This window comes from Melioribacteraceae bacterium (genome assembly GCA_019638015.1).
GTDB lineage: Bacteria > Bacteroidota > Ignavibacteria > Ignavibacteriales > Melioribacteraceae > JAHBUP01.
In genome coordinates this window covers 3,743,734-3,756,035 of record JAHBUP010000001.1, presented here as the reverse complement: position 1 = coordinate 3,756,035, position 12,302 = coordinate 3,743,734, and the positions used below count along the sequence as shown (strand labels likewise).

Annotated in this window: 11 protein-coding genes; 7 read left to right on the top strand and 4 right to left on the bottom strand. The window is 34.1% G+C overall.

Annotated features, from left to right (window positions below):
* The 4 genes from KF816_16090 to KF816_16075 are packed head-to-tail and all read left to right on the top strand — an operon-like array spanning position 1 to position 1,890.
* A complete protein-coding gene (locus KF816_16090) occupies positions 1-807 on the top strand; it encodes an MOSC domain-containing protein (protein MBX3009543.1) in 807 nt (268 codons plus the stop codon).
* 23 nt (positions 808-830) lie between these two features.
* Complete coding sequence (locus tag KF816_16085) at positions 831-1,202, top strand: VOC family protein (GenBank protein MBX3009542.1); 372 nt, start codon at positions 831-833, stop codon at positions 1,200-1,202.
* Between the two features lie 11 nt (positions 1,203-1,213).
* Positions 1,214-1,720, top strand: a complete 507-nt coding sequence (locus KF816_16080; protein MBX3009541.1) for an NAD(P)H-dependent oxidoreductase — start codon at positions 1,214-1,216, stop codon at positions 1,718-1,720.
* Between the two features lie 26 nt (positions 1,721-1,746).
* A complete protein-coding gene (locus KF816_16075) occupies positions 1,747-1,890 on the top strand; it encodes a hypothetical protein (protein ID MBX3009540.1) in 144 nt (47 codons plus the stop codon).
* On the opposite strand, the gene KF816_16070 is transcribed toward KF816_16075, so the two are convergent.
* The 4 genes from KF816_16070 to KF816_16055 form a co-directional block, all read right to left on the bottom strand.
* Positions 1,868-5,008, bottom strand: a complete 3,141-nt coding sequence (locus KF816_16070) for a hypothetical protein (protein ID MBX3009539.1) — start codon at positions 5,006-5,008, stop codon at positions 1,868-1,870. The genes KF816_16075 and KF816_16070 overlap by 23 nt on opposite strands.
* Before the next feature lie 115 nt (positions 5,009-5,123).
* Positions 5,124-5,354: a hypothetical protein gene (locus KF816_16065; protein MBX3009538.1), complete on the bottom strand. Its 231-nt coding sequence runs from the start codon at positions 5,352-5,354 to the stop codon at positions 5,124-5,126.
* Positions 5,355-5,455: 101 nt separating this feature from the next.
* Positions 5,456-8,752 (bottom strand): hypothetical protein, encoded by a 3,297-nt coding sequence (locus KF816_16060; GenBank protein MBX3009537.1) that lies wholly within the window; start codon positions 8,750-8,752, stop codon positions 5,456-5,458.
* 61 nt (positions 8,753-8,813) lie between these two features.
* A complete protein-coding gene (locus KF816_16055) occupies positions 8,814-9,467 on the bottom strand; it encodes a DUF4159 domain-containing protein (GenBank protein MBX3009536.1) in 654 nt (217 codons plus the stop codon).
* A gap of 163 nt (positions 9,468-9,630) precedes the next feature.
* Between KF816_16055 and KF816_16050 the strand changes: the two genes are divergently transcribed.
* From KF816_16050 to KF816_16040, 3 genes are read left to right on the top strand one after another with little or no spacing between them, the layout of a single operon-like run.
* A complete protein-coding gene (locus tag KF816_16050; protein ID MBX3009535.1) occupies positions 9,631-10,167 on the top strand; it encodes a type 1 glutamine amidotransferase in 537 nt (178 codons plus the stop codon).
* A gap of 43 nt (positions 10,168-10,210) precedes the next feature.
* Positions 10,211-11,107: a diacylglycerol kinase family lipid kinase gene (locus KF816_16045; protein MBX3009534.1), complete on the top strand. Its 897-nt coding sequence runs from the start codon at positions 10,211-10,213 to the stop codon at positions 11,105-11,107.
* 34 nt (positions 11,108-11,141) lie between these two features.
* Complete coding sequence (locus tag KF816_16040) at positions 11,142-12,203, top strand: DUF21 domain-containing protein (protein ID MBX3009533.1); 1,062 nt, start codon at positions 11,142-11,144, stop codon at positions 12,201-12,203.
* Positions 12,204-12,302: the final 99 nt, after the last annotated feature.

The following is a 12,302-nucleotide window of genomic DNA, read 5'->3' as shown; positions in this document are numbered from 1 at the left end:
ATGTACAAATTAACTGAAATAAATATTTATCCTGTTAAATCATTATCCGGTTATTCAGTTAAGAGCGCGGTTGTAACTGATAGAGGATTACAGTATGACAGACGCTGGATGCTCGTAGATGAATCTGGAAAATTTTTAACGCAGAGAAGCTTGCATAAAATGTCACTCCTCAAAGCAGAAATTAAAGGAGAAGAGGTTGAGTTATGGAACAAGATTAATAATGAAAAAATATCATTTAGTATAGATCAAAAAACAGATAAAATCATAAACGCCATCATTTGGGATGATATTGTAACTACAGATCAAGTTAGCGAGCTGGTTGATCAATGGCTGTGCGATAATCTGAATACTAAATGTTCATTAGTTTATATGCCGGATAGCAGCAGACGCATGGTTGATAAAAAATATTCACTTAATAATGATATAACAAGTTTATCTGACGCATATCCATTCCTAATTATTGGAGAACAATCATTAAATGATTTAAACTCGCGATTAACACAAAAAATAAGCATGGATAGATTTAGGACAAACTTCGTATTCAGCGGCGGAATTTCTTTTGATGAAGACAAGTGGAGAAAAATTCAAATTGGACAAATCATGTTTTATCCGGTTAAACCATGTTCTCGTTGTGCCGTCCCTACGATCGATCCCTCTACCGGTGAAAGAGGAAATGAACCTTTGACAACCCTATCTTTGTTTAGGAAAGTAGATAATAAAATTTATTTTGGACAAAACATGCTTCACTCTGGAGTGGGGGAGATAGAAATTAACACTGAGATTAAAGTTTTAGAATGGAAGCCTTAAATAACTTATAGAAAGGAACTACAATGTCTAACGTATTAAATTGGTTTGAAATTCCGGTTATTGATATGGAAAGAGCCGTTAAATTTTATTGTAGAATTTTTGGTCATGAATCCATGTACATTACACACATGGGTGGGTTTGATATGGCCTTTTTCCCGATGGAAGGGGATGGCGTTGGGGGAGCGCTGTGTAAAGGTGAGTGGTACAAACCAACTCAAGATGGTTCTCTAATTTATTTGAATGGTAACCCAGATTTGGCAAATATTCTTGATAAAGTTGAAGAGGCGGGAGGAAAAGTAATTATGCCTAAGAGAATAATCACAGAAGAAATTGGTTATATGGGTTTATTTATTGACATTGAGGGAAACAGAGTGGCGCTTCATTCAAATAATTAATTAAAGAAATTATGAATGTATTGATAATTCATGCTCATCCCGAGTCTAAATCATTTTGCTCAGCATTGAAAGATTATGCCATAAATTTTTTTATATCAAATGGGCATAATGTAAAAGTCTCTGATTTATATCTCATGGGCTTTAACCCGGTTGGTGGAATTAATGATTTTACGGGATTGTTGAATGTTGATTACTTCAAGTATCAACTCGAACAAGTTCATGCACATAATAACAACTTGTATGTTGATGAGATTAAAAGTGAGATGGAAAAATTTGAGTGGGCAAATTTAATAATCTTTAATTTCCCTCTCTGGTGGTTTTCTATCCCCGCAATTCTTAAAGGATGGGTGGATAGAGTATTTGCGATGGGATTTGCCTATGGTGCCGGAAAAGGTGTATATGAAAAAGGTTTTTTCAAAGATAAAACGGCATTTTGCTGTATTACTACTGGTGGACCTGAAAACTCGTATGGGGAAAATGGCCGAAATGGGGATATGGATAAAATCCTATTTCACTAAATCATGGCATGTTATACTTTGTGGGGATGAAAACATTAGAGCCCTTTATTGCTTTTAGTCCGGTTAGGAAAACAGAGGATGAAAGAAAGGAGCTGTTGAATAGTTATCAAAAATATTTGACAACTATTGAATTAAAGAAAAATTTGTTTAACCCCGATTATACTTCTTAAACTTAACTGTGAAAGTTGAACCTTTTCCTTTTTCGCTTTCCAGGGAAATCTCCCCATCGTTCAATTCTACAAATCGTTTAACGATGGTAAGGCCTAAACCGGAACTCGATTCGCCTGCGGTAGGCAACGAGGATAGTTTAACAAAAGGTTTATAAAGATTGTTTAAATCCTCTTTGCTGAAGCCTGCCCCTTCATCTCTTATTGCAATTTGCACTTCAGAATCAATTTCCTTAACAGAAACAAAAATACTCTTCCCGTTCTTTGAGTACTTAATAGAATTACTCAGTAAGTTTTCAATAATTTGCGAGAATAAGGTGGGATCAACGAACAATGAAATAGAATTCGTGGGAAATTCAGAAATAATAGTTTGTTCCTTTTTATCTGCGGTTCGCTGGTATCGAGAAATGATTTTATTTACTTCATTTACAACATTTATCTCTAATTTATCAATAACAAATTGACCACCTTCAAATCGGCTGAAATTGAGGAGTTGAGTAATTAGTTCTTTTAATCTTTCGGATGCGTCATGAATCATTTCTACCGACTGATGATCCTCCTCGGAAAGATTGCCATCTTCTAATAACATCTCCGAAAATCCTTGAACTGCGAATACAGGATTTTTTAGGTCATGAGAAACTATTCTAAGAAGTTCTATTTTTTGTCGATTTTCTTCTTCTGATTTAGATCTTAAAAGTTTTTCTTCATGGGCTAATTGTTCTGCCGCTTCTTTAGCAATCTTTAAACTCTCTGTTCGCTCAGAGACAATTTGTTCTAATTTAGCTTGGGTTCTTTTAGCTGTTTTCAATCGCACAAAGAAAAATAGGAACACTGAGAGAATTACTAGCAATGATGCTATTGCATAAAAATAGGGGGTTTCCCAAAATATGGCTTGTACAGTAAATTTAATACTCGCCGGGGTTGATGACCAATTTCCATAACTATCTGAGGAAATAACTTGAAATTCGTAATCACCAAATGGCATTTTCTGAAAATGCACCCGCCGCCTTCTGCCGATATCGATCCACTCATCCTTACCCCCAACAAGTCGATATTTAAACCTTACATTATTTGGTGATGAAAAAGAGGATGAATAAAAATTAATTGTAAACTGAGAGTAATCATGAGGAAGGACAATATTATCTCCGGGATAATAAATCGAATCTTGATAAACAAGATCATCGATAAAAACTTTTGGAGAACCCTTTGAAACTTTTAATGATTTTATGTCAACTACTACAGGACCACTAAAGGAGGGAAACCATAAATTCCCTTCGTCATCTCTCATCCAACTTGGCTGGCATCCACCATTAAATTCAATATTAGATAGCCCCTCGTCAATTCCATAATTGATCGATGTAACTGTTTTAACGGTGCCATTGATAAACCGGTTAATCTCATCCTCGCTAACCTTAAATAACCCGGTGTTCGTTGTAAACCAAAAATATCCTTTATTGTCCTCAACAATTGCCGAAATAATATTGCTGAATAAACCATCCCGGGAAGTTAGTTTTAAGTATTTTCCCCCAATCTTGATTCGAATTCCATTTCCATATGTTCCAATCCATAGCCGATTATTTTTGTCGATATAAAGTGAGCGGGAAAATTTTGCATCAACCGAGTCTAGAATTGTGAATGAATCATTTTCATATTTTACTAAGCCAAAATCGGAGGCGAACCATAATATACCTTTTTCATCCTCAAGTATATTCCGGTAAATATTATCGCACAGATTTAAAGGAGAGTATTGATGGAATTTCTCATTTTCAAAACGGAGGATTTTTCCGATGGTCCCAAACCATAGCCGACCTTTTTTATCTGTATATGCTGAAAAAAAGATATTACCAATTTCAGGATTCTTTAGTGATAAATTCTCAATGTTTTCTTTTGGGTCTATTTTGTATAACCCATGAGCATTTGTGCTCATCCATATGTTCTTATTCTTATCCTCGGTAAGTCCCCAAACATAAGGAAGAACAGATTTATCACTACCATAAGTAATTAGTTTTCCATTTGATATTTTATTTAAACCGGGATTTTGCCCAATCCAAATATCATTTGTTGAGCTTCTAAAAATCGCGTATGTATTGGAGCTTTGTAATCCGTAAGATTTATCGAGTGTAAATAAGAATTTCTTTTTTGCATATATCAAACCGTCTAATTGAGTTCCAACTAAATAATTACCCTCTTGATCAATTAATAAACTTGACCAAAAAGTGAGAGTAACATTTTTCAGATTAAAAAGAGTTTGATAGGTAAAATTCCCATTTATTTTTATGATTCCTTTATTTAATGTAATTGCGTGCAGGTTATTATTAATGTAACTGAAGTTTAATGATGTCACATCGTTAAATAGTGGCTTTGCATTTGGAATCCCATCGAATGTTCTAGAATGGTAAATCCTAAAATCATTATGAAACCAAAATCCAGATGGTGTAAAAATTGGAGAGGCATTCCCTGCAATTTTAATTTTTACGGAAACACTTTTAATCCACTTTCCCTTATGAACAAGGGAGAATGTGCCTGGGCCTGAAACCAAAAGTGTATCGTTTACTAAATATGGCGAGGAATCGTAGAATATATCTAACGGTTGGCCATCCGTGTTAAATACCTTTACGGGCTCTAGTTTTCCTTTTGAATAGTAGAGTAGAGAAGTGCTTGTTTTAAGATATAGGCTTCCTTCTGAATCCTCAATAATGTCTTTTGTTAGAATAAAATTGTAATCATATTTTGATGAAAAATCGGTAAACTTCCTTCCATCATAGATTATAATTTTACCATTTTCAGTACAAAGCCACAGATTATTCTTGCTGTCAATAAAAAGAGAATAAATTCTATCGGATGATAAATCGGGATAATTTTTAACCGAAAAGGTTTTGAAATTTGCGCCATCAAACCTTACAAGGCCACCATAAGTTGCTAACCAGATAATTCCGTTTTTATCCTGAGCGATTTTATTAATACTGTTTTGTGGTAGTCCATTATTTGAATTCCATGATTTTATGACATAGGATTCCTCAGGAAGATGGTTGCGAAGTTGCTTTAATATTTGTGGCTGAGCTAAGGATTGTCCCCAGTAGAGAAGAATTAGGATGTATGCAGTTATTAATTTTATGATCATTAACAATTATTTTAAATGGTATGCCTAATTATCGAAATTTATTTGATATAATAAAGAGTTTATAGAATAATATTTCGTAATCGATAAAAAAACAGGATAGATTAACAAGATATAATTATTGATCCCAATCACCCAATTTTGCGTAACAATAATCATTATAAGTCTCAGCTATTTCTTCCTCGGTATTCATCACAAATGGTCCTCGCGCTACAATAGGTTCATTATGTGGCGGTGAGTGCCCCAAAAGAATCATTGAATTTTCATCAAAACAAAAATCTACTTCATAATTGTCATTATGAAACTCAATCAAATCCAGCTTTAATTCTAATTTTCCTAGACCAAACAAACGTCCCGGGTTAGATGTTCAGTATAGTATCAATAGATAAAAATAATAGTATGATTGGGTTATAAAAATTTCTATCAGCTCTAACTCGGCACACAACTAAATTATTTTACATTTTCCTCTATTAAGGAATCAAAATATTTCCTGATTATATCCTCGTAATCTTTTTTGTAACCTTCTCTAATCGCGTTCAATAGTTGATCACGCAATAATTCTAAGTTTGCCTTCGAATTAATTGTTGATGTAGGGGAGTTTCTTTTAATATTTTCTCCGGTGTTCGAAGTTCGGTTATCTTCAAAATCCCTTTCGCTAATTGATTTTTGAGCATCGAGAAGCCGTGATAATATTTTATCCTGCTGTTTTACAATATCATCATTAACATTGTTTGATGATAAATCGGTAACTACTTCCTTCATTTCCTCAAGTATTTTTTCCAGATTTGAGGCAAGTCGTTTTGACTGCCCGGCCTCTTTAGCTTCTCTGTTTAATTGTTCAAGCGATTTACGAATCATTTCCTGCTGTTGAGATAGTCTTTGCATTTGCTGCGCCATCTCAGGAGATAAAGCGCCTTGATTCATCATCTGGGTTAATTGATTTAAACTCATTTGCTGCTGCGATAATTTTTGTAACTGTTGGAACAATGACATCATTCCACCCCCCTGTCCTCCACTCATCATTTGCTGCATCGAGCCCTTTAATAAAGAAGCTGCTTCATTAATGTATTTCATGGCATTTGTTTGCTCAACAGCGGAGGCTTGTGTGTTTTGATTAATTAGATGAGTAATTGCCATATCCATCGAATTGTGAGCATTCCCAATTGCTTTTCCCATCTCTGGAGTAATAGCAAAAGTTTTTTGAGCAGTTTCGCTCATACTTTGCGCAACTCTACGTAAATTATCCTGAATTAAACTTTGCTCACTTGCCAACTGAGATAACTTCGACGATGTTGAACTCATTTCGCTTGTTAAATTTTTTAGTGATTCTTCATCTTTAGATAATTCAATCAAACTATTGAGAGATTTTGCCATCTCTAAAAATGTTTTAGTTTGATTCATTTGTTGCATAGCTTTTTGAATACTCTGAAGCTGATCACTGAATTGCATCATGTTGTTCTGCAATGACTCAAGCTTATCCATTGAAGTCTGTTTGTCCGACTGTTTTAATGCGCTTTTTACATCGGATGATAATTGCTGATTCTTCTGTTCTGAAAGTTTTTGGCTCAATTCAGACATAAGTTCTTTCGGCATATCTTGCATCGATTTCATCATCTCATCAAGCTTTTTAACTATTTCTTCTGATTCTTTAATATTATCAGATATTGATTCCTGCTTTTGCTCAAGTGATTTTCCGGCTGACTTATCATTCAATCCATTTTTCTTTATGTTTTCTGCCTGCTCATTAAGCTTTTCTGTAAGGTCATTAGCGCGCAAAACAAGCTCATCTATTTTTTGTTCAATTTGAATTCTCTTTAAAAGATTTAGTGTTCTTTCAATACTTTTTTTGATCATTTCCTCATTTGCCTTTAGATCCTCCAATGACATTTGGGCATTTTGCCTTGATACACTTTGTAAGGCATCCTGCATTTTTTTTAGTGCGGCTTGGAGTTCTTCACTATTCAAATCCTCTAATAATTTTTGCAATTCGTTATATTTTTCTAAAGTTTCATTACTCAGTAAATTATTATTCATCAAATCCTTTTTTAATGATTCTAGTTTTTCGGCGGCATTATTTGTCTTTTCTAACAGCTCTTCAATCTTTTTTACGCCGGATTCGAGTTTCTCTTTTTCCTGCCAGCTAAGCTCTTTTGAATCCTGTTTTAACTCATCACTAATCTTTTGAAGTTCTTTCGATAACTTTTCGGTCTCACGTAAAGTGTTTTCCAGGTCTCTTTGTAAATTGTCTTGACTTTCATCCGCCGCTGCAAACATGTCTTTTAATGAAGGAACAGTTAAAAATCTTAATTGTGATTTGGAAGATTTAGGCCCGCTTATAAGATCATTGTCGAATATTTCTAAGAAAAAGCTGACAGTTTCTCCCTCAGCTAAATAGAGCCCGCCCAAATCCCAATTGAAATAAATATCATCTTCCTTAACTTGATTCTTCAAATTCAATGGTGTGCTAGTATAGTTTTGATCGGGTGATCTATAATTTGAAGATTCAAGTCGGTAGTTAAAGATCAACTTTGAGAATCCATAGTCATCCTTAATTTTTGCTATGACCGGTAGAATATTAATATTACCGCTGGTTGTTTCATCTTGTGGGGCAACAATCTCTATCTTCGGAAACTCGTCCGAAATAATTGAGAGTTCATACTCAATAGGATTTAAGTTCGCTATTCCCTTTTTATCTTTTATCAAAATTCTGTAGTTATCATTTTTTGATGCGGTTATTATACCCTCCGCTTTATTGAGTACTACATTTAATGGCTTTGAAGCACTATCCGAAAAAACGATCTTTGCTTCACTTATATTCCTGGATGACTCCAAATTAATTTTTATTGCTGAACCTTTAAGTACACTAAGATTTCCATTATCACTCTGTACAAATGCAGCTAAATTAGAATAGCGTGGAGGAGTTACAGATAAATCCAGTTTTTGAATTACCGGATTGCTTATCACAGAAATCTGAAAAATTTCGCTTTTGTAATTACTAGTTGCAGCATAGTAAGAAAATGATTGAGTGACTCCGGTTTCAACGATGTTAAAATTATTGAGTGAATCTCTCTTTACCTGTTTAGCTGAATACTCCGGCTGATCCTGGTTTCTTTTATACAACTGGATGAATTCGGGATTACCTCCTCTAACTCTAATTTTTATGGTAATAGTTGAACCCTTTGAAATTTCTGAGTTGCCTGGAATAATTTCAAATGTAATACCAGGAGCCTCAAATTCAGTATTAAAGTGAAGCACTCTAATAAAGGCATTATTGATAGCCGGAACAGCCAATAAAACCAATGAGGAAATAGCGACGAATGAAAAATATTTACGCAGATAAAAATGAAATCCTTTATAATCTACAACTTTCGTAAAGTCTTTATCTTTGCAAAGTTTATAGACTCTATCAAATGCGGCTTTTATCAATGAATCTGAATAATAACCTGAATTGTTAATATAAAGTTGAAGTGAGTTTACCAGTTCATCTTTTATTTCGGGGTAATTTATTCCCACCTCATCGGCAATTATAAAATGTGACTTATCCGATGGAATTTTTTTTTGCCTCATTATTACATAAAATATTCCAACTAAAAAAACTAGAAGTGTTAATGTAATTCCGGTAAAAAGTAAAATTGTTCTGATGGATGCTGAAAAATAAAAAAATGATTCGACGATGGAGAATAATAAAAAGTAGAATACTAAAAATCCGATTGCTAGCACAATCATCTTGTAAAATTCTAATTTCATTCGAGTCCTCAGAACCGACTCAATTTTATTTATTATATGTTCAAATTGATTATTCATGAATTTAATTTGATAACGCCCACACTATGATATTTGCTCCAAATTGGAGTGCTTCATTTCTTTTTTCTGGCGGATTATTATGTACAGTAGGATCAGCCCATCCATCGCTCGGATTGCTCTCATAGGTAAAGTATAAACACAATCTACCATTTATAAAGATACCAAAACCTTGTGCCGGTTTATTATCATGCTCGTGAGTTTTTGGAGGACCATTCCGGAAATCAAAGAGACAATTATAAAGCCCATAATTAAATGGAATCTCGACTAATTCATCATTTGGAAAAACTTTTTTAATTTCTCTTCGAAATGCCTTATCTAATCCATAATCATCATCAACATATAAAAACCCGCCATTCACTAAATATGTTCGTAATTTTTTTGCATCCGATTCAGAAAAAACTACGTTACCATGACCGGTCATAAATAAAAAAGGATGCGCAAATATGTTGCCGGTAGACAGGTCAACAAAATTATAAACCGGATTGGTTTTAATTCCTGTAGACAACTCAACAAACTTAAGTAAATTTACTTCCGCAGAAGGATCATTGTACCAATCACCCCCTCCATTATATTTTAAGCGGGTAATTGTAAAACCGCCTTGCTGGGAAATGACTGTCGAGCTAGCAAAAACGAATATTATGAGTAAGAATTTGTTCATTTATTCCATTTTAGGTTGAGCGAAAATAACTAATTGAGATTCCCTTTGCACATGTAAAAATGGAGAACATGAGTTAATTTGAAAATGAACCATTTTACTACAATCATTGTAACTAAAAGTAAGTTTATATATAATCGTTTATTAATAAGATTGAGGTGAGGTTATGGAATCTTTAACCGGGAAAAGAGTACTAATGTTTGTTGATCATGTTTATGAGGATCTCGAATTATGGTATCCTAAACTAAGATTAATTGAAGAGGGCGCCGAGGTAGTAGTTGCGGGACCCGAAGCAGGGAAAGTCTACGAGGGGAAGAATGGATATCCGTGCAAGTCGGACGCTTCCTATGATTCTATTGATGAAAAAGATTTTGACGGACTTGTAATTCCGGGGGGATTTGCACCCGATAAATTGCGGCGGGTTGCCAAAGTTCTTGAATTAACAAAACAATTTAACACTAACAAAAAATTGGTAGCGCATATTTGTCATGCCGGCTGGATAACAATATCTGCAAAAATTATGAGAGGATATAAATGCACATCCACTCCCGGAATAAAAGATGATATTGAAAATGCGGGTGCAATATGGGTTGATGAGCCATTGGTTATTGACCGGAACATGGTCTCGAGTAGAAAGCCGGATGATCTGCCTCAATTTTGTAAAGGTATTATTGAAGTCCTTTCAAAACAAAAAAGTATTTAACTTCTATTTCATATATTGAATGTGCAAAAATTGTGAGACTTATTTGAAAGTATTTTTACTCGTAAACCCTGTTGCCGATGGGGGAAATGCAAATAAACAGATGTTCAGAATTAAAGAGGAACTTAAAAAGAGAAAGATTGATTTTGATTTTGTTTCTACTAATTATGCGGGCGAAGCTGTTGATATTATTAAGAATTTATCGTTCGAAAAGTATGATGCGATTTCTGTATGTGGGGGGGATGGAACTCTCTTTGAAACAATAAATGGTTATATGGAAAATAATTCTGAACTAAAAATTCCGGTCTCAGTTTTCCCTGTTGGTAGAGGAAATGCTTTTGCCCGGGATATTGGTTTAGAAGCCGGGGAAATAGAAAAGTCTGCCGATTCAATACTTAAAAACAAAACTAAATTAGTTGATATTGGATTTTGTAAAACTCCAGAAAAATCGTTTTATTTTATAAATATACTAGGACTTGGTTTTGTTACCGATGTGGCGGCAACAGCATTTAAGTTAAGAGCATTTGGACATTTATCATATATACTTGGGGTTCTATATCGAACAATATCACTAAAATCGTTTCCGTTAAGAATAGAAATTGATGGCAAGTTGATAGAGAGAGATAACATATTTGTGGAGATATCTAATACTCGTTATACAGGAAAAGATTTTATTATGGCTCCCAACGCCGTAATTGATGATGGTTTCCTCGACATTACATTAATGAATAAAATGGGGAGATTAAGACTTCTTCAATGCCTTCCTAAAATATTTGATGCTTCGCACCTCAGCATGGAAGAGGTTGAAACCTTCAAAGCAAAAAAGATTAAAGTGGAGACATCCCCAACTAAAATACTAACACCGGATGGACAATTAATTGGAAATACTCCGATTGAAGTTGAATGCCTACAAAGGCAGATACCATTTTTTATTTATAATTAGATATTATCGTTAAATAATTAATTACATTTGAAACATGACTTTACTTTTTACATATCTATTCTTAGCGTTAATCACTTCTTTTATTTGTTCTGTGATGGAAGCTGTACTGCTTTCATCCCCATATTCCTATTTAAAAGCAAAATCTGATCAGGGAATTACAGCGGCTCGCGATTTCATTAATCTTAAGGAAGATATTGATAAACCCTTATCGGCTATTCTTTCTTTGAACACAATTGCCCACACTGTTGGTGCCGCCGGAGTTGGCGCTCAAGCAACCATTGTGTTTGGAGAAGCTTATTTTGGATTGGTGTCTGCAATACTAACAATTTTAATTTTAGTTTTAACCGAGATTATTCCCAAAACAATAGGTGCTATTTATTATAAAAAGTTGCTTGTGCCATCAGCTTTAATTATTAAGATGATGATTTTTATTACCTATCCTTTAGTGTTGGCTTCAGCATTTTTGACGAAGTTATTATCAAAAAATGAAACGGAACTAACAACTAGCAGAGAGGAAATTTCGGCCCTAGCAAATATTGGAACCGAAGAGGGAGTATTTGGCGATAAGGAAAATAAAATCATACAGAACTTGATTAGATTAAAGGGAATTAAAGTATCTGAGATTATGACTCCGAGAGTAGTAGTTGTTGTTGCCGATGAAGAGATGACTCTTGAAAATTTTCTTAAGAATAAAGACTTTCTACATTTTTCTCGAATTCCGATTTATCATAATAATCGTGATAACATTACCGGTTACGTTTTTAGAGAAACAGTTTTTGAAAAGCTGGCAGAAGATCAGTTTAATCTAAAATTAAAAGACATAAAAAGGAATATTGTAGCGCTGCCTGAATTTACTCCTTTATTTAATGTTTGGGAGGAGCTCCTAAATAAGAAAGAACATATAGCCCTAATTTCTGATGAATATGGGGGCATGGATGGAATTGCGACATTAGAGGATATAATTGAAACTCTGCTTGGTTTTGAAATTGTGGACGAAAAAGATCAAATTGAAGATATGCAGAAATTCGCTATGGAAAGGTGGAAAGCCCGTCAAAAGAAATATGATATTCTCAGAGAAACGGAAAAAGGGGAATAGTCCTCAACTTCAACATTTTTAACCATTCTTAGATTTTACCATACTTATTATTTAAGAAATTTAGGACAGCTTCTATCCGAAATTCCTTTTTTAGTACAT